At 63.6% G+C, this 18,614-nt stretch carries 19 protein-coding genes and 2 riboswitches; of the genes, 9 read left to right on the top strand and 10 right to left on the bottom strand.

Going from position 1 to position 18,614, the window contains the following annotated elements; translation table 11 throughout:
* Positions 1-71 precede the first annotated feature (71 nt).
* The 9 genes from K3179_RS03135 to K3179_RS03095 all read left to right on the top strand — a co-directional run bounded on the left by K3179_RS03135 (position 72) and on the right by K3179_RS03095 (position 11,236).
* Positions 72-1,031, top strand: coding sequence for an ArsR/SmtB family transcription factor (locus tag K3179_RS03135; protein ID WP_221562424.1), 960 nt, complete (start codon positions 72-74; stop codon positions 1,029-1,031).
* Entirely contained in the window at positions 1,028-1,948 is a 921-nt protein-coding gene (gene metF / locus K3179_RS03130; RefSeq protein ID WP_345721920.1) for a methylenetetrahydrofolate reductase, read from the top strand. The genes K3179_RS03135 and metF overlap by 4 nt, the downstream gene beginning before the upstream one ends.
* Positions 1,949-1,950: 2 nt before the next feature.
* Positions 1,951-2,991: a homocysteine S-methyltransferase family protein gene (locus K3179_RS03125; protein ID WP_221562423.1), complete on the top strand. Its 1,041-nt coding sequence runs from the start codon at positions 1,951-1,953 to the stop codon at positions 2,989-2,991.
* The gene (gene metH / locus K3179_RS03120) at positions 2,991-5,603 is read left to right on the top strand and encodes a methionine synthase (protein ID WP_221562422.1); all 2,613 of its coding nucleotides are present in this window, start codon (positions 2,991-2,993) and stop codon (positions 5,601-5,603) included. The genes K3179_RS03125 and metH overlap by 1 nt, the downstream gene beginning before the upstream one ends.
* Positions 5,604-5,659: 56 nt before the next feature.
* Positions 5,660-5,756: riboswitch (glycine riboswitch) on the top strand.
* A riboswitch (glycine riboswitch) is annotated at positions 5,757-5,860 on the top strand.
* Between the two features lie 54 nt (positions 5,861-5,914).
* A complete protein-coding gene (gene gcvT, locus K3179_RS03115; protein ID WP_247712781.1) occupies positions 5,915-7,102 on the top strand; it encodes a glycine cleavage system aminomethyltransferase GcvT in 1,188 nt (395 codons plus the stop codon).
* Between the two features lie 5 nt (positions 7,103-7,107).
* Entirely contained in the window at positions 7,108-7,479 is a 372-nt protein-coding gene (gene gcvH / locus K3179_RS03110; RefSeq protein WP_221562421.1) for a glycine cleavage system protein GcvH, read from the top strand.
* A gap of 34 nt (positions 7,480-7,513) precedes the next feature.
* Entirely contained in the window at positions 7,514-8,881 is a 1,368-nt protein-coding gene (gcvPA, locus tag K3179_RS03105) for an aminomethyl-transferring glycine dehydrogenase subunit GcvPA (protein WP_221562420.1), read from the top strand.
* The gene (gene gcvPB / locus K3179_RS03100) at positions 8,878-10,485 is read left to right on the top strand and encodes an aminomethyl-transferring glycine dehydrogenase subunit GcvPB (RefSeq protein ID WP_221562419.1); all 1,608 of its coding nucleotides are present in this window, start codon (positions 8,878-8,880) and stop codon (positions 10,483-10,485) included. The genes gcvPA and gcvPB overlap by 4 nt, the downstream gene beginning before the upstream one ends.
* Positions 10,486-10,501: 16 nt before the next feature.
* Complete coding sequence (locus tag K3179_RS03095) at positions 10,502-11,236, top strand: Nmad3 family putative nucleotide modification protein (protein ID WP_221562418.1); 735 nt, start codon at positions 10,502-10,504, stop codon at positions 11,234-11,236.
* Here K3179_RS03095 and mmsB read toward each other — a convergent pair.
* From mmsB to K3179_RS03045, 10 genes are all read right to left on the bottom strand, one after another.
* Positions 11,223-12,089: a 3-hydroxyisobutyrate dehydrogenase gene (gene mmsB, locus K3179_RS03090; protein ID WP_221562417.1), complete on the bottom strand. Its 867-nt coding sequence runs from the start codon at positions 12,087-12,089 to the stop codon at positions 11,223-11,225. The genes K3179_RS03095 and mmsB overlap by 14 nt on opposite strands.
* Positions 12,086-12,346 carry a hypothetical protein gene (locus tag K3179_RS03085; protein WP_221562416.1) on the bottom strand — a complete coding sequence of 87 codons (261 nt, stop codon included), beginning with the start codon at positions 12,344-12,346 and terminating at the stop codon, positions 12,086-12,088. Before K3179_RS03085 ends, mmsB begins: the two co-directional genes overlap by 4 nt.
* Positions 12,346-13,128: an enoyl-CoA hydratase-related protein gene (locus K3179_RS03080; protein WP_221562415.1), complete on the bottom strand. Its 783-nt coding sequence runs from the start codon at positions 13,126-13,128 to the stop codon at positions 12,346-12,348. Before K3179_RS03080 ends, K3179_RS03085 begins: the two co-directional genes overlap by 1 nt.
* Positions 13,125-14,180, bottom strand: coding sequence for an enoyl-CoA hydratase/isomerase family protein (locus K3179_RS03075; protein WP_221562414.1), 1,056 nt, complete (start codon positions 14,178-14,180; stop codon positions 13,125-13,127). Before K3179_RS03075 ends, K3179_RS03080 begins: the two co-directional genes overlap by 4 nt.
* 8 nt (positions 14,181-14,188) lie before the next feature.
* Positions 14,189-15,334 carry an acyl-CoA dehydrogenase family protein gene (locus K3179_RS03070; protein WP_221562413.1) on the bottom strand — a complete coding sequence of 382 codons (1,146 nt, stop codon included), beginning with the start codon at positions 15,332-15,334 and terminating at the stop codon, positions 14,189-14,191.
* Between the two features lie 48 nt (positions 15,335-15,382).
* Positions 15,383-15,772, bottom strand: a complete 390-nt coding sequence (locus tag K3179_RS03065; protein WP_221562412.1) for a RidA family protein — start codon at positions 15,770-15,772, stop codon at positions 15,383-15,385.
* A complete protein-coding gene (locus K3179_RS03060; RefSeq protein ID WP_221562411.1) occupies positions 15,769-16,062 on the bottom strand; it encodes an I78 family peptidase inhibitor in 294 nt (97 codons plus the stop codon). The genes K3179_RS03065 and K3179_RS03060 overlap by 4 nt, the downstream gene beginning before the upstream one ends.
* A 2-nt stretch (positions 16,063-16,064) precedes the next feature.
* The gene (locus K3179_RS03055; RefSeq protein WP_221562410.1) at positions 16,065-16,553 is read right to left on the bottom strand and encodes a hypothetical protein; all 489 of its coding nucleotides are present in this window, start codon (positions 16,551-16,553) and stop codon (positions 16,065-16,067) included.
* 4 nt (positions 16,554-16,557) lie between these two features.
* A complete protein-coding gene (locus K3179_RS03050) occupies positions 16,558-16,896 on the bottom strand; it encodes a hypothetical protein (RefSeq protein WP_221562409.1) in 339 nt (112 codons plus the stop codon).
* 213 nt (positions 16,897-17,109) lie between these two features.
* A complete protein-coding gene (locus K3179_RS03045; RefSeq protein WP_221562408.1) occupies positions 17,110-18,606 on the bottom strand; it encodes a CoA-acylating methylmalonate-semialdehyde dehydrogenase in 1,497 nt (498 codons plus the stop codon).
* Between the last annotated feature and the right edge of the window lie 8 nt (positions 18,607-18,614).

Genomic DNA, 18,614 nt, shown 5'->3' with positions numbered 1-18,614 from the left:
CCAGGCACTCGGCTCATCAAAATTGACGCGCGCGATTTACACATATAAAAATATCTTTATATGTTGCTCCAATGCGGACCGAAGCAATCTTCCGTGCCCTTTCTGATCCGACCCGGATGCGCATCCTGCGTCTTCTGGGCTCGATGGAACTCGCCGTAGGTGAAGTCGCGCAGGTGCTGGGGCAGAGCCAGCCACGCGTGTCCCGCCATATTGGGATCCTGTGCGATGCCGGGTTAGCCGAGCGTAGGCGCGAAGGGAGCTGGATCTTCCTGCGCGCTCGCGGCGATGCCCCTTTGGGAAACGAGATCCTCGATTTGCTTTGCCAGGCAGAGCGGGTCGACGAAGAGTTTGCAGGTCTTTGCGCGGCCGACCGGCGCAAGCTTTCGGAAATTCGGTCCGCCCGCGAACAGCAGGCAGAGCAATATTTCGCCGATCATGCCCACGACTGGGATGAACTCCGCCGCCTGCATTCCTCCGACGACGAGGTTGAAAGCGCCCTGCGATCCGCCTTGGGCGACGGGCGACTGGGGCGGCTGCTCGACATCGGAACCGGGACGGGACGCATGGCCGAACTCTTCGCGCAACGAGCGGACCACATCGTCGCCTTGGACAAGAGCCTGGCAATGCTGCGGGTGGCACGGGCGAAACTCCAGCACCTGCCTGCCGACAGGGTGGAACTGATGCAGGGAGACTTCGCCTCGCTTCCGTTCCCGGCGGACAGCTTCGATACGGTGATGTTCCACCAGGTCCTGCACTTTGCGAACGATCCCAGCCTCGTTTTGACCGAAGCGGCGCGCGTGACGCGCGAAGGCGGCCGGATCGCGATTGTCGACTTCGCCGCGCATCACCGCGAGGAGTTGCGCGAGCGGCATGCGCACGCCCGCCTTGGCTTCGCCGACGATCACATGGCAGGCCTGCTCGCCGAGGCCGGTTACGATCCGGACCAGCCCGTCGCGCTTGAGGATGGGGAACTCGCCGTGAAAATATGGGTCGCACGCCGCATCGCGGCCCCAGCAAGGAAAGCAATGTGAGCCCGACACTCGACCAGATGCGCGAAGCGCAGCGCGCCCTCGAGACGCCGCTTTTCTCCGGACTTGCCGGTGACATCGAGGTCAGCTTCGAATTCTTTCCGCCCAAGAGCGACAAAATGGCGCAGACCTTGTGGGAGAGCGTCGAGACGCTTGCCCCACTGTCGCCGCGTTTCGTGTCGGTCACCTATGGCGCGGGCGGCTCCACCCGCGAGCGTACGCATGCCGCAGTTCGCCGGATCGTCAACGAAACCTCCATGCCTGCGGCCGCCCATCTGACCTGCGTCAACGCGACCCGCGAGGAAGTAGACGCGGTGGCGCGCGAATATTGGGAAGAGGGCGTCCGCCACATCGTCGCCCTGCGCGGCGACCCGCCGGAAGGCGGGGCCGCCTACAAGCCCCACCCCGGTGGCTATGCCAATGCGGTAGAATTGATCGCGGGCCTCAAACGCGTAGCCGACTTCGAAATTTCGGTGGCAGCTTATCCCGAAGTTCATCCGGATTCGCCCGATCGCCAGGCCGACCTCGACAATCTGAAGCGTAAGTTCGATGCGGGGGCGACCCGCGCAATCACGCAATTCTTTTTCGAGCCCGAATGTTTCTTCGATTTTCGCGACAAGGCCGTCGCCGCCGGGATCGAGGGCGAGATAGTGCCAGGGATCATGCCGGTGCTGAGCTTCGGCGCGGTCCAGCGCATGAGCGGCCTGTGCGGAACCGGCATTCCGGACTGGATGGAAGGACTATTTGCCGGACTCGACGAGAAGCCCGATGCCCGGCAGCTGGTTTCGGCCACGATCGCCGCTGAAATGTGCCGCCGCCTCTATGCCGGCGGCGTTCGCCAGTTTCATTTCTACACCCTCAACCGCGCAGAGCTGAGCTACGCGATCTGCCATATGCTCGGCCTGCGCCCGAAGGTCTGACAATGTCCAAGAGAGACGATTTCATCGCCGCCGCTGCAAAGCGTATCCTGGTCAAGGACGGCCCGTACGGCACCGAGATACAGCGGGCCAATCTTGCGCCCGAAGACTATGCGGCCGGCACCGCTCTGGCGCAGGACCAGAAGGGCAATAACGACCTTGTGAACCTAACCCAGCCGCAGGTGATCCGCAAAATTTGCGACAGCTACATCGATGCAGGCGCGCACATCCTTGCAACCAACACCTTCAACGCCAACCGGATCAGCCAGGCGGATTATGGTGCAGAAGCGCTGGTGCGGGAGATCAATGTTTCAGCCGCGCGCATCATCCGTGAGGCAGTAGATGCGCGTGAGGACGGCGTGCAGCGTTTTGTCGCGGGGGCGGTGGGTCCGACCAACAAGACCCTGTCCCTTTCGCCCGACGTCGAAGATCCGGGCTTTCGCGAAGTGAGCTTCGACGAGATCGTCGACGTCTACCGCGAACAATGCGCGGCGCTGATCGAGGGCGGGGCCGATTTCATCCTGGTCGAGACGGTCTTCGATACGCTCAATTGCAAGGCTGCGATCATGGCGGTGAAGCAGCTGGAGCGCGAGCTCGGCCAGGACATCCCCCTGATGATCTCGCTCACCCTGACCGACCTTTCGGGCCGCAACCTTTCCGGCCACACGGTGGAGGCGTTCTGGCACACGGTGCGTCACGCCAAGCCTTTGACAATCGGCCTCAATTGCAGCTTCGGCGCGGAGCAATTGCGGCCCCACGTCCAGATCCTGTCCGATATCGCGGATACCTATCTGATGGCCTATCCCAATGCGGGCTTGCCGAACGATCTCGGCGAATATGACGAAGTGCCGGAGACGACCGCCGCGCTGACCCGCGTGTGGGCGGAAAATCGCCGCATCAATGCGCTGGGCGGTTGCTGCGGTTCCACGCCGGAGCATATCGCGGCGATGGCGCGGGCCGTCGAAGGCCTGAGACCGCGCGCAGTCCCGTCGCGCGAGCCGGAAATGCGTCTCGCCGGACTTGAACCTTTCACGATTGCCGCCTGATGAGTGACCTCACAACCGCCCGCTTCGTCAATATCGGCGAACGCACCAATGTGACCGGTTCGGCCCGGTTCAAGAAGCTGATCATGGCGGACGATTACGACGCCGCCGTCGAAGTCGCCCGCCAGCAGGTCGAGAACGGCGCGCAGATAATCGACGTCAACATGGACGAAGGCCTGCTGGACGCCGAAAAGGCGATGACGACGTTCCTCAAGCTGATCGCCGCCGAGCCGGATATCGCGCGCGTTCCGGTCATGATCGACAGTTCGAAATTCGAAGTGATCGAGGCGGGCCTGAAATGCGTTTCGGGCAAGCCGATCGTCAATTCGATCAGCATGAAGGAAGGCGAAGAGGCTTTCCTCGAACACGCACGCATCTGCATGGATTACGGTGCGGCCGTTGTCGTGATGGCCTTCGACGAGACCGGTCAGGCCGACACGAAAGAGCGCAAGGTCGAAATCTGTGCGCGGGCTTACGACCTGCTGGCCGGGATCGGCTTTCCCGCGGAAGACATCATCTTCGATCCGAACATTTTCGCCGTGGCGACCGGTATCGAGGAGCACGACCGCTACGGGCTCGATTTCATCGAGGCGGTGCGCGAGATCAAGCAGCGTTGCCCGCATGCCAAGACCAGCGGGGGCCTATCGAACCTGTCCTTCAGCTTCCGCGGCAATGAAACCGTGCGCCGAGCGATGCACTCGGTCTTCCTCTATCACGCGATCCCCGCCGGGCTCGATATGGCCATCGTCAATGCGGGCCAGCTCGACGTCTATGACCAGATCGACCCCGAACTGCGCGAAGCGTGCGAGGACGTTATCCTCATGCGCCGCGAGGGCGCCACAGAGCGGCTGATCGACCTTGCCGAAAGCTACAAGGGCAAGACTGCGGCCGACGAGAAAGCCGCAGAGGAATGGCGCGGCTGGGACGTGGCGCGCCGCCTCGAGCACGCGCTCGTCAAGGGTATCGATGCGCATGTAGTCAGTGATACCGAAGAGGCGCGCCAGCAGTTCGACCGCCCGATCGAGGTGATCGAAGGCCCGCTGATGGACGGCATGAACGTGGTCGGCGACCTGTTCGGCAGCGGCAAGATGTTCCTGCCGCAGGTGGTGAAATCCGCACGCGTGATGAAAAAGGCCGTCGCCCACCTCATTCCCTTTATCGAAGCCGAAAAGGAAGCGTCCGGCCTTGCCGACCAGTCCAAGGGCAAGATCGTGATGGCCACCGTAAAGGGTGACGTCCACGATATCGGAAAGAATATCGTCGGCGTGGTTCTGCAATGCAACGGCTACGAGGTCATCGATCTCGGCGTCATGGTGCCGTGGTCCACGATCCTCCAGACTGCCCGGGACGAGAAGGCCGACATGATCGGACTGTCGGGTCTCATCACGCCTTCGCTGGACGAGATGGTCACCGTGGCAGAGGAAATGCAGCGCGAGGAAATGACGATGCCGCTGCTGATCGGCGGCGCGACCACCAGCAAGGTCCACACGGCGCTACGCATCGATCCGGCTTATGACGGGCCCGTTATCCACGTGCTCGACGCGAGCCGCGCGGTTGGCGTTGCCAGCCGCCTGCTATCCGACACCCAGCGCGACGAATTCGTGGATACGACAGCCGCCGACTACCAGAAGGTACGCGATGCGCGGGCTGGCAAAGGTCAGAGTGTCCTGCTCCCGATCGAAGAGGCACGAGCGAATTTTTACGACGCCTTCCTGTCTGACAAGGCGGCGCCGCCACTAAGGCCGGGAATCCATCCCTTCGATGATTGGGACCTCGCGGACCTGCGCGAATATATCGACTGGACTCCCTTCTTCCGGGCGTGGGAATTGCACGGGAATTATCCGGCAATCCTGACTGATGATGTGGTCGGCGAAACTGCCCAGCAGCTGTTCGATGATGCCAACGCCATGCTCGACCGGATCGTCGAGGAAAAGTGGCTGACCGCGAAGGGCGTTGCAGGGTTCTGGCCCTGCGCACGCGACGGGGACGATGTCACCATCCACCGCGTTGATCGCGAAGAGCACGTGGTCCTGCCGTTCCTGCGCCAGCAGGTGAAGAAGTCGCGCGACCGCGCCAATATGTGCCTGGCCGATTTCATTGACCCGGCGGGCGACTGGATCGGCGGGTTCGCCGTCGGCATCCACGGGATAGAGCCGCATTCCAAGCGCTTCCTCGAGGATAAGGACGACTACTCCGACATCCTGCTCAAGGCACTGGCCGACCGTTTCGCGGAAGCCTTTGCTGAGCGTCTACACCAGTTCACGCGCACCGACCTGTGGGGCTATGCGCCGCAGGAACAGCTGACCAATACGGCGCTGATAAAGGAAGAGTACCGCGGTATTCGCCCTGCGCCGGGGTATCCGGCCTGTCCCGACCACAGCCTGAAGCCCGTCCTGTTCGACCTGCTCGACGCGGAAAAGCACACCGGCCTGACCCTGACGGAAAACTTCGCCATGTATCCTACGGCAGCGGTCAGCGGTTTCTACTTCGGACATCCGGAAAGCCAGTATTTCGGCGTTGCACGCATTGGTCGCGACCAACTGGAAGATTACGCCGCGCGCCGCGGTGTGGATATTGCGACCGCAGAGCGCTGGTTGCGGCCCAATCTGGATTGACCGCAGCGCCGTGATCGCGCAGGGCTGAACCGTCGGCTGCAGGAGCGATTCTGCGGCAGGCGCGCATGGGAGAGCCTGTGCGGGGGACACCCGCCCGGCGCCGAAGGAGCAACCGCCCCGGAAACTCTCAGGCCAAGGGACCGTGCGCTGCCATCGACACTCTGGAAAGCGTTTGTCGCAGCCGCGGCGGACCACCGAAGGGGTACGCGTGCTCATTTGCGCGCCAGTCTCTCAGGTTTCCCGACAGAGGGGGCATGGGTTGTTTCAGCGCCGTTCGCGGCGCTTCCATGCTTGCCACCAAGGGATGCGTCTTGAGCGATAATACCGACACACCGCAGGAAATCGAACAGCTGCCGCTGGATGCCTGGCATCGCCGCAAGGGCGCGCGCATGGTGCCGTTCGCGGGCTATGAAATGCCGATCCAGTATTCGGCGGAATCAGGTGGCGGGATCGTTGCCGAACATGAATGGACGCGCAGTCAAGCGGGCCTGTTCGACGTCAGCCACATGGGCCAGCTGATGCTGACCGGCGAAAACGTCGCCGCGGAACTCGAAAAGCTGCTGCCCGGCGCGATCACTACGCTGAAGCCCGGCAAGGTGCGCTATTCGCTCCTCATCGACGAGGACGGCGGAATCCTCGATGACCTTATGGTCACCAATGCCACACCGTGGATCGAGGCCGACGAAGAAGCTGGCACCGAAGGGCATTGGGGCGACCCGGCCTATTACCTCGTCGTCAACGGCGCGATGAAGTGGGACGATATCGCCCATCTTCGCGAGCACCTGCCCGACGAAGTCACGTTGACCCACATGGACGAGCATGCGCTGGTCGCCCTGCAAGGCCCCAACGCTGCCACCGCGCTCAACCGCGTCATGCGCAACACTATCGAAGACATGATCTTCATGGAAAGCGTGGTCCACGATTTCGGCGAATGGCCGCTGCGCATCACGCGCGCGGGCTATACCGGCGAAGACGGCTTCGAAATTTCGGTCCCTGCCGAATTCGCCGAGAGCCTGTGCGATCGCCTTTGTGCTGAAATCGAGGTTCGCCCCTGTGGCTTGGGCGCGCGCGACAGCCTGCGCCTGGAAGCTGGCTTGCCGCTCTATGGCCACGACATCACGACCGAAACCGATCCCGTCTCGGCCGATCTCGGCTTTGCGCTGACAAAGCGCCGCCGCGAGGACGGCGGCTGGATGGGCCATGAAAAGGTCATGGACGTCTTCAACTCCGGCCCCGCACGCAAGCGTGTCGGGCTGACTTTCGAAGGGCGCCTGCCTGCCCGCGAAGGGGCCAAGGTTTTCGACGGCGATACCGAAATCGGCCGCATCACCAGCGGCGGCTTTTCACCCTCGCTCGGACACCCGATCGCGATGGGCTACCTTGAAAAAAGCCATATCGAACCGGGAACCGAGGTCGAGGTGGAGGTTCGTAACAAGAGACTGCCCGCGAAGGTCACGACCATGCCCTTCGTCCCCCACCGCTATCACAGAGGGAAGTGAGACTGATGGCTCGTTATTTCACCGAAGAACACGAATGGATCGACCTGGAAGGCGACACCGCCACTGTCGGCATCACCGATTATGCGCAGGGTCAGCTTGGCGACATCGTGTTCGTCGAACTGCCTGAAAGCGGCACGATGCTGGAAAAAGGCAAGGACGCTGCCGTGGTCGAAAGCGTCAAGGCCGCGAGCGACGTCTACGCGCCGATCAGCGGCGAAGTGACGGAAGCCAATGCCGCGCTCGAAGACGATCCGGCGCTGGTCAACACCTCGCCCGAGGAAGACGGGTGGTTCTTCCGCATGACCGTTTCCGACAAGTCCCAACTCGAAGGGCTGATGGACGACAAGGCCTACAAGAGCTTCTGCGACGAGCTTTGATCTAAACGCCCGACCGGGCGCCAGGGGTTATTCAATGCGTTATCTGCCGCTTACCGAAGCCGATCGTTCGGCAATGCTTGAGACGATCGGTGCGCCCGATGTGGACGCGCTGTTTTCCGACGTACCCGAGGAGGCACGGCTGACCGGCCCGATCGAGGGCCTGCCCATGCACGCCAGCGAAATGGCAGTCGAAAAGCACATGCGGCGGCTGTCGAAGAAGAATCTTGCAGCGTCCGATGCAGCGTTTTTCCTTGGGGCAGGGGCGTACAAGCACCACGTCCCGGCCAGCGTCGATCACATCATCCAGCGCGGTGAATTCCTGACCGCCTATACGCCCTACCAGCCGGAAATCGCGCAGGGAACCTTGCAGATGCTGTTCGAATTCCAGACGCAGGTCGCGCGGCTCTATGGTTGCCACGTGGCCAATGCCTCGATGTACGATGGCTCGACTGCCTGCTGGGAAGCGGTGGCAATGGCCAGCCGCGTCGCGCGCGGGAAGAAGCGCAAGGTCGTGCTGTCGGGCGCATTGCACCCCCACTATGCCGAGGTCGTGAAGACCATGGCCAAGTTCACCGAAGACGAGATCGCACATGCGAGCCCCGCCTTGCAGGCTCAGCCCGACAATTACGGGCTGATCGCACGGATCGACGACGACACCAGCTGCGTGGTCGTCCAGTATCCCGACATCCTCGGCCGCGTGAGCGACCTGCAGCCCATCGCCGATGCGGCGCATGAAAAGGGCGCGCTGCTGATCGTCGTCAACACGGAGCCGGTCGCTCTCGGTGCGATCAAGTCGCCCGGCGAAATGGGTGCGGATATCGTCGTCGGCGAAGGGCAGTCGCTCGGCGTCGGCCTCCAGTTCGGCGGCCCGTATCTCGGCCTCTTTGCGGTCACCAGCCCGAAGCACGTGCGCCAGATGCCGGGCCGCCTGTGCGGTGAGACCGTCGACGCGGAAGGCAAGCGCGGCTTCGTCCTGACGCTATCGACGCGCGAACAGCATATCCGCCGTGAGAAAGCGACGTCGAATATCTGCACGAATTCCGGCCTCTGTGCGCTGGCATTCAGCGTGCATATTACGCTGCTCGGCGAGAAGGGCCTGCGCCGCCTGGCGATGGAGAACCACCGCCTGGCCTGCCACGCCGCCGACCGGCTAGCAAAGGTGCCGGGCGTGAGCGTCCTCAACGACAGCTTCTTCAACGAATTCACGGTCCGGCTCGGCACCGATGCACGGGCAGTCGTGCGCAAGCTGGCAGAGCGGGACATCCTCGCCGGCGTATCGCTCGGCCGGCTGTTCCCGGACAATGCCGACCTGGCCGACGGCCTGCTGGTGGCCGTCACCGAAACCACCACCGAGGAGGACATCGAAACCCTTGCCTCCGCTCTCGAGGAGGTGCTGTCATGAGCGCTCCTAACCAGTCCGGCTGGAAGCCCGGCACCCCGGTCGAAGATCACAATGCGATGAGTGGACCCGACACCGTCACCGGCAACCGCGCGCTGATGCTCGAAGAGCCGTTGCTCTTCGAAATCGGCCACGTCGAGACGACCGGCGTCGACCTCCCCGAACCTGCGGGCGCGGCAACGCGTCTCGGAGGCATGGACCGCGCAGAGGCGATCGGCCTGCCGGGCCTCTCCGAACCTGAGGCGGTGCGCCACTACACGCGGCTGTCACGCCAGAACTACGGCATCGATCTCGGCTTCTTCCCGCTGGGCAGTTGCACGATGAAGCATAACCCGCGCCTCAACGAGAAGGTCGCGCGCATGCCCGGCTTCGCCGACGTCCATCCGCTTCAGCCGGTCCAGACCGTGCGCGGTGCGCTTGAAGTCATCAACGAGCTTGCAAACTGGCTGATCGACCTCACCGGCATGCACGGCGTCGCGATGAGCCCCAAGGCAGGCGCGCATGGCGAATTGTGCGGCATCCTTTGCATCCGCGCCGCGCTTGAAGCGCGCGGCGATGCGCGCAAGGTCGTGCTGGTCCCCGAAAGTGCGCACGGCACCAATCCGGCGACCGCAGCCTTCGCAGGGTACGAGGTCGAGGATATTCCCGCGACCGCCGAAGGCCGCGTCGATCTCGAAGCGTTGAAGGCTCGCCTCGGCCCCGATGTGGCCGCGGTGATGATCACCAACCCCAATACCTGCGGCCTGTTCGAGCGCGACATGAAGGCGATCTCGGACGCGGTGCACGCAGTTGGCGGCTTCGTCTATTGCGACGGCGCGAACTTCAACGCCATTGTCGGCAAGGTCCGCCCCGGCGACCTCGGCGTCGATGCGATGCATATTAACCTGCACAAGACGTTCTCGACCCCGCATGGCGGCGGTGGACCCGGTTCCGGCCCGGTCGTGCTGTCTGAGGCACTCGCGCCGTTTGGCCCGCTTCCCTACGTGGTTCGCGGCAAGGATGGCGAGGTGCACCTCGTAGAAGAAGAAAACGCAGACCAGTACGGACACACACAATCCTTTGGCCGCATGACCGCGTTCCATGGGCAGATGGGCATGTTCACCCGCGCGCTGACCTATATGCTCAGCCACGGTGCGGACGGGCTGAAGCAGGTCGCCGAGGACGCCGTGCTCAACGCCAATTACGTTCTGCGCAGTCTCGACGACGTGCTCGATGCGCCCTTCGGGCCGAGCGGGCCCTGCATGCACGAGGCGCTGTTCTCCGACGCCGGTTTTGCCGAGGACATCTCGACGCTCGATCTTGCCAAGGGGCTGATCGACGAGGGCTATCATCCGATGACCATGTACTTCCCGCTGGTGGTGCATGGCGCGATGCTGATCGAGCCGACCGAGACCGAGAGCAAGGCCGCGCTCGACCAGTTCATCGCCGCGCTGCGTAGCGTGGCGGAACGGGCGAAGGCCGGCGATGCGACGCTGAAGACTGCGCCGCACTACGCACCGCGCCGCCGCCTCGACGAAACGCTCGCCGCGCGCAAGCCGGTGCTGGCGTATGAGGAGCCGGTGGCGCCTTCGGGCCAACCGACGATGAGCGAGCAGGGCGGACGTTGATCGCCGGGCGGCGGTCATGAAGATCGTCTTCAGCCGCAAGGGCTTCGACAGCGCGGCAGGTGGCGGTGCATCGCCTATCGTGGACGGTGTGCCTGTTAGCCTGCCGATTCCCGCCGGCGCTGCCTCGAACACGAGCTATGGCGCGCTCCGGCTGGGCGAACATGCGAAGGCAGCCAGCCGTGGCAAGCTCGGCGAGGCGGACCTGTGCCACCACGACCCGATGTTCACGGGCGATGGCACCTGCATCTTCGGGCAGGTCGGCGCGGCGCAGACCCATCTCGCCAACCAGGGTGTCGGCGTGGGCGATATCTTCCTGTTCTTCGGCCTCTTCCGCGAAGAGGACACCGGCGAGCCCCATCACCGCATCTTCGGCTGGATGGAGGTGAAGCGCACGGTTCACCTCGCCAGCTGCAACGATGAGGAGCGCGATGAATTTCGCGCTCATCACCACCCCCACGCGCTGGCCATGCACGGCAGCAACGACTGCCTCTATGTCGGGCCGGGTGGCACGGCCAACCGCGCCTCACCCGCATTGCGGCTCACGGTCGAGGAAGGGCCGCCATCGCTGTGGAACCGGCCCTCCTGGCTAAAGCGCGGCGGGCTGACCTATCACGACCGTGCGGATCGCTGGCTTCGCGGACGCAGGCTGAAGAGCGTCGCGCGCGGCCAAGAGTTCGTCGCCGACATCGGTCGCCGCAAAGCCCCGCGCGAATGGCTCGCGGAGGTGCTGGAAGACCTCAGAGCGTCTTGATCACCGCGGAGAAATCGAGGCCGCCGTGTTCCTTGGCGAGTTCCTCGTAGATTTCCGCCGCTTTCGCGCCGAGCACGGTGGTCGCATCGACGTCCTTTGCCGCATCCATCGCGAGGCGCAGGTCCTTCAGCATCAGCGCCGTGGCGAAGCCGCCCTTGTAGTCATTGTCCGCCGGGCTTTCGACGCCCACGCCGGGCATCGGCGTATATGCGTTAAGCGACCAGCAATAGCCTGAGGACTGCGAGCTGATCTCGTAGAACTTCTGCGGGTCGAGACCGAGCTTTTCGGCCATCTTCATCGCTTCGGCAGTCCCGATCATCGAGATAGCGAGCAGCATGTTGTTGCAGATCTTTGCCGTCTGTCCCGCGCCTGCATCGCCTGCGTGAATGACCGCCTTGCCCATCGCCTGAAGCACCTCTTCGGCGCGCCCGAATGCGTTTTCGGTCCCGCCGACCATGAAGGTGAGCGTACCGCCATTGGCCGCCGCGATCCCGCCCGAAACGGGGGCGTCGACCATGTCGTATCCGGCAGCTTCGGCCTTGGCGATCACCTCCTTGGCTGTGGCGACATCGATGGTCGAACAATCGAGCAGGACTGCGCCTTCGGGTGCCTTGCCGATCACGCTGCCTTCGTAGACCGACTTCACGATCCCGCCATTGGGAAGCATGGTCACCACGGCTTCGGTATCTTCGACAGCCCACTCAGGCTCGCTGAAGGTCGTGCACCCGGCATCGTCGGCCTTCTGTCGCGCTTCCTCGTCGAGATCGAAGGCGAGCACGTTGTGCCCCGCCTTGACGAGGTTCGCGGCCATCCCTCCGCCCATATTGCCGAGGCCGATGAAGGCGATTTTCATTCTGATTTCCTCTCGAAATATTCTTTCAGGCGGGTGCCTGTGACGGTGCCGAAGAAGGACATGAGACCGGCCAGGATTGTGCCAAGGACGACCATCAAGAGGCCTAGCCCGTCAAAGCTGGAAGGCGCCGTCGCGATCAATCCCGCAAGGAGCGCTATCGCTATCGCAGCAATCCCGCCTGGTATCACATTTTCCCATATCCATCCCCCAACAAGGCCACATACGAGGCCAATCAGCGGATAGATTTCCGGGCTCATTACCTACCCTTCCACTTGCCCTCGCGCTTTTCGACGAAGGCGGCCATGCCTTCCTTCTTGTCCTCGCTCGCGGTGAGAATCTGGAAGATGCGGCGTTCGATGACCAGGCCCTGGTCGAGGCTGGTCTCGAAAGCGGCGTTGACCATTTCCTTGTTCGCGATGGCAGCCATTGGCGGCATCGCGGCGATCTGCGCGGCGGTCTTCATCGCATCGTCGAGCAGTTCGTCATGCGGCACCACGCGCGCGACGAGGTTGCTGCGTTCGGCTTCCTCAGCGCCCATCATGCGGCCCGTCAGGCACATTTCCATCGCCTTCGACTTGCCGATCGCCTTGGTCAGGCGCTGCGAGCCGCCCATGCCGGGGGCAACGCCCAGCTTGATCTCGGGCTGGCCGAACTTGGCGTTCTCGCTCGCGATGATGAAGTCCGCCATCATGGCAAGCTCGCACCCGCCGCCCAGCGCAAAGCCGTTCACCGCGGCGATCCACGGCTTGCGGGTCTTCTTCACGATCTCGCTGGTCCAGGGCGAAAAGAAATCTTCGAGATAGAAGTCGGCAGCCGCCTTCTCGCTCATTTCCTTGATGTCAGCACCGGCGGCAAAGGCCTTGTCGCCCGAACCGGTGAGCACGGCGCACAGCTGGCTGCTGTCGGCCTGGTAGGCGGCGAACGCCTCGGTCAGCTCTTCCAGCACCTTGCTGTTCAGCGCATTGAGGGCCTTGGGGCGGTTGAGCGTGATCAGCGTAACCGCGTCACGCTGTTCGACGGTGATGGTCTCGTAACTCATAGGGGTTTCCATTCCTCGTCTGCGGGAAGCGGGGCGAAGATGCTGTCGAGCAGTTCTTCGCTCACGCCCTCGGGCGTAGCCGGATCCCATTTGGGGTCGTTGGTTTTGTCCACGATGACTGCACGCACGCCCTCGGCAAAGTCGGGGCGCGTCAGCACGCGGCTGGCGATGCGGTATTCCATCGCCATATTGTCGGCGAAACTGTCGAGCTCGCGGCTGGTCGCCAGCTGGCGCAGCGCGACCTTGCAGGTCTGGGGGCTTTTGGTGCCGAGCGTGTCGCGTTCCTTGGCGGCCCATTCGTCACCGTCGGCCGCCGCTTTTTCGAGGCTGGCGAGAATGTCTTCATAGCGATCGGAGGCGAAGTGCTTCGCGATCTTGTCGGCATTGCCCTCGATCCGTGCCTTGGGCGGGGTGCCGACCGGTTCGGACAGGATGCCGCGGATACGGTCGGGCTTGTCGATGATGCGCGCCTTGACCTCGGGGATCATTTCGCTCGGCACGTAATGCGTTGCGATACCGGCCCAGAGGCATTCCGCCCCGTCGAGCCGTGCGCCGGTCAGCGCAAGGAATTCGCCGAGCCGCCCGCCGAGGCGCGAGAGATGCCAGCCGCCGCCGACGTCCGGGAACAGGCCGATGCCGGTTTCGGGCATGGCGAAACGGGTGTTCTCGGTCGCGACGCGATAGGTGCAGGGCAGGGCGATGCCCACGCCGCCGCCCATGGTGATGCCGTCCATGAAGGCCACGATGGGCTTTCCATAGGTCATCATCTGGTGGTTGAGCTGGTACTCGTCATGGAAGAACTTGCGGCCGCTCTTGCCGCCATCATTCAGGGCGGAATGGCGCAGCAGGTTGATATCGCCGCCCGCGCAGAAACCGCGCCCTTCGGAATGGTCGAGGATGACCGCTTCGATGGCGTCGTCATTCGCCCACTCGGTAAGCGCCGCGCTCATCGCGTGGCACATGTCGAGCGTCAGCGCGTGCAGCGCCTTCGGACGGTTGAGGCTGATATGGCCGACGCGGCCATGGGTATGGATGAGAATGTCGTCAGTCATGTCGGTGCTCACTGGCGCAGGAGGTCACGGCCCACGATCATGCGCATGACCTGGTTCGTGCCTTCGAGGATCGAGTGGACGCGCAGGTCGCGCCAGAACCGCTCGATCGGGTATTCCTTCAAATAGCCATAGCCGCCGAACAGCTGCAGCGCGTCGTTGACGATCTTGCTGCCATTGTCGGTCGCAAGGCGCTTGGCCATGGCGGAAAAGCGCGACTTGTCGGGCGCGTTGTCGGTCACCTTGGCGGCCGCTAGATAGAGCAGCGCGCGCGAGGCTTCGAGGTCGGTCGCCATGTCCGCGAGCATGAACTGCGTGTTCTGGAAGTCGGCGATCGGCGTGTCGAACTGCTTGCGGTCCTTGGTATAGGCGACGGCCTCGTCGAGGCAGCGCTGCGCACCGCCGAGCGAGCAGGCCCCGATGTTAAGGCGTCCGCCGTCGAGGCCCATCATCGCGAAACGGAACCCTTCGCCCTCGTCACCGACGCGGTTGGCGACGGGTACGCGCGCATCTTCGAAGATGACCTGAGCGGTGGGCGAGGCATTCCAGCCGAGCTTCTTTTCCGGCTTGCCGAAGGATACGCCGGGAGTGTCCTTGTCGATCACCAGGCAGGTGATGCCCTTGGTCTTGTGATCGGAGGTGCGGACCATGGTGACGTAGACGTCGTTGACGCCGCCGCCCGAGATGAACTGCTTGGTGCCGTTCAAAACGTAATGGTCGCCATCCAGGACGGCGCTGGTCTTGAGGCCGGCTGCGTCGGAGCCGCTGCCGGGTTCGGTCAGGCAGTAGCTGGCGATCTTTTCCATGCTGACGAGGTCGGGAAGGTAGCGGTCCTTCACGTCCTGCGATCCGAACTGGTCGATCATCCAGCTCGCCATGTTGTGGATCGAGATGAAGGCGCTGGTCGTCGGGCAGCCATATGCCATGGCTTCCATGATCAGCGCGGCTTCGAGACGCCCGAGGCCGATGCCGCCGCTTTCCTCCGAGACGTAGATCGCGCCGAAGCCGAGTTCGGCGGTGCTCTTGATCACGTCGCGCGGGAAATGGCTCTTCTCATCCCATTCGCCGGCGAAGGGCGTGATGTTATCGGCGGTGAAGCGCTGCGCCATTTCCTGGATCGCGAGCTGCTCTTCGGTAAGCTGGAATTGTCCTGTCATGGGGGCGCTCTAAACCTCTCGCGGGGGCAAGGGAAGGGGTGGGCGGCCTCAGCCTTTAACGATTGCTTCCGCCTCGAATTCGACTTTCCATTCCTTGCGGCAAAGCCATGCGCAGCCGACCATCGTTGCGGCCGGTTTGGCATCGCCGAAAAAGCGCGCATGAACCTCGCCGACGGCGGCCTGGTCGTCGAAATCGGTGAGGAACATGCGGGTGCGCACGACATCCGCAGCCGAGCCGCCGAGTTGCTCGATTGCCCGGACGATCAGTGTGCAGCAGCGCGCGGCCTGTGCGGTGGCATCGCCTGCGGTGCTCGACCCGTCGTCCTCGATCGGGCCCGTGCCGGCGACCACGATGCGGTCACCGTCCCTTACCGCGCGGCAGAAACCGAATTGATCCTCGAACGGCGATCCCGTGGACGCCCGTTGCCGCTCGCTCATCCGCAGGTGACCGCGGTGATCTTCATGTCGCGATCGTACCGCACGTTCGCACGGTCTTCGCGGTAATCCATCGTCCATGCGGAGTCCGGCGGGCCCCAGCGCAGGGTCCGCGCGCCGCTTTCTGCAAGGATTGCCGCGCCCATGTCCGAAGTCGCCTCGTGCCCGACATGATATTGCACGGGTGCAGCATCGCAGGTGCCGGCGGCCGCGGCGGGGGCCTCAGCCCCCTCATAGGCGGTGGCGCAGGCTGCCAGCGGCAGGGCGGCGCAAATCGCAAGAACGGCTTTCATCGTCACTCTCCTTCGGTTTCGCACTTCGTATAGCTCAGAGGTTCGTCGAGCGCATCTTCGCCAGTTTCGGAACGCATGAGCTTCGCGCCGTCTTCCGAGAGCCGCCACTCGATATCGCGGGTCCATTCCTGGCCTTCGCCGGTGAACGCGAAGCGGGCGCGGATCATGCCGGTGTTCTGATCCTCGATCTCGTCCACGACGGCGCGCGATTCGTAGAATTCGATGCGCTCTGCGTCGATGGTGATGGGGCCCTTGGCATCTCCCCGGGTCGAGGTGCAATCGGCCGGCACGAGGCCCCAGCGCCCGTGCAGAGCCTCCGGTATTTCCGTGCCGAGAAGTTCGGGCAGCGGAGTGGCCCCGTCACCGATGCCGCCACCGGGTTCGACCGGCATCATGGTCTCTTCCGGCTCCGGCCTGTCTTCGACCGGCTCTGTGCAGGCTGCGACGAGAGCGAGAGAGGCGAGGGCGGCAATGCTCGAGATGATACGCATGGGCTTACTCCGGGCAACGGCGGTACTGGACGACCTGCATCGTCCCGTCGCCGTCATCGAGATTGATAGCGAGCGTCCCGTCGCCCTGCAGCGCGAAATCGCGCCGCTCGCTCGTCGGGGTATCCGCGTAGGTGGTGTCGAAAGTGGCATCGATCATCGTGTCGGTGCGATCATGCACTTCCATGATCCGGCCACTCATTTCGAAATAGACGTATCCGCTGTCGCGCACCGTGATGAGTCGGTCCCAGTCGATCGTACCGCGCAGTCGCGGATCGCATTCTTCCGCATTGGGCGCGCGCCCGAGGATGTCCTTGTGCCAGATCCCGCGCATTTCCTGCGGCATCGTCTTGGCGAAACTCGCCGATTGAGGTTCGGCTTCGGAGGCCTGTGGGGAAGGGGTCGATGAGGTTTCTACGGCCTCGGAAGGACTACTAACGGGCTCCGCAGGCTCCTCGTCTGCGCTCCCGCAAGCTGCGAGCGAGAGAGGGCAAAAAAGGAGGGCGAGGTGTCGGGGTGAAATCATTGTCATTCTTCCCCAACGCCTCGCCCGCTGTCCTTATCCCATCGTCGGGATGACGAAGGCGTTGGAGCCGTCACCGCCGCCATCGGGCCAGCGCTGCGTGACCTTCTTGGCCTTGGTCCAGAACTTCAGGCCTTCCATGCCGTACTGGTCAATGTCGCCGAAGCCCGAGCGCTTCCAGCCGCCGAAGCTGTGATAGCTGACCGGCACCGGGATCGGCACGTTGATGCCGACCATGCCGACATTCACGCGGCTCGCGAATTCGCGCGCGGCGTGGCCGTTGCGGGTGAAGATGGCGACGCCGTTGCCGTACTGGTGCTCACTCGGCAGGCGGACGGCGTCCTCGAAATCTTTGGCGCGCACGATCTGGAGGACCGGGCCGAAAATTTCTTCCTTGTAGCTTTCCATGTCGGGCGTGACACGGTCGAGCAGCGTCGGGCCGACGAAGAAACCGTCTTCGTGACCCTGCAGGCTGAAGCCGCGACCGTCGATGACGACTTCTGCGCCTTCCTTTTCGGCAGTGTCGATCCAGCCTTCGACGCGTGCCTTGTGTTCGGGCGTGACGACGGGGCCGTAATGCGCTTCGGGATCGTTGGAGACCCCGACGCGCAGCGCGTTGATCGCGGGGATGAGCTTTTCGCGCAGGCGGTCCGCCGTGTCCTCGCCCACCGGCACTACAACCGGCAACGCCATGCAGCGCTCGCCAGCCGAACCGAAGGCAGCTCCGGCAAGATCGTTCACCACCTGGTCGAGATCGGCGTCGGGCATGACGATGCCGTGGTTCTTCGCGCCGCCGAAAGCCTGCACACGTTTCGCATTCGCCGTGCCGCGCGAGTAGATGTACTGCGCGATGTCGGAGGAGCCGACGAAGCTGATTGCCGGAATGTCGGGATGGTCGAGGATCGCGTCGACCATTTCCTTGTCGCCGTGAACGACCTGCAGCAGGCCTTCGGGCGCGCCTGCTTCCACGAACAGTTCGGCGAGGCGCACGGGCACGGAGGGATCGCGCTCGGACGGCTTCAGGATGAAGGCGTTACCGGCAGCGATCGCCATGCCGAACATCCACATCGGGATCATGGCAGGGAAGTTGAACGGGGTGATGCCCGCACCGATGCCGAGCGGCTGGCGCATCGAATAGACATCGATGCCCGGGCCCGCGCCTTGCGTGTATTCGCCCTTCAGCGCCTGCGGGATGCCGCAAGCGAATTCGATGACTTCGAGGCCGCGCTGCACATCCCCATGCGCGTCCTCGACCACCTTGCCGTGTTCGCTCGACAGCAGTTCGGCCAGTTCCTGCTTGTTGGCTTCGACGAGGCGCTTGAATTCGAACATCACGCGCGCACGGCGCTGCGGATTGGTGGCCGCCCATTCGGGCTGGACCTTCTTGGCTTCGTCCACGGCCTTCTGCAGTAGGGCTGCATCGCCAAGGGCGACCTCGGCTTGGACCTCGCCCGTGGACGGGTTCCAGATCTGGTGCTTGCGGGTGGCGGAACCGGTGGCTCCGCCGGCGATGAAATGGTCAACCTGACGCATGGGGGAAT

It is taken from the genome of Qipengyuania intermedia, assembly GCF_019711615.1.
Taxonomy (GTDB): Bacteria; Pseudomonadota; Alphaproteobacteria; order Sphingomonadales; family Sphingomonadaceae; genus Qipengyuania; species Qipengyuania intermedia.
Note: the sequence above shows the minus strand (reverse complement) of the source record. Positions and strands in the feature narration are given on the sequence as shown.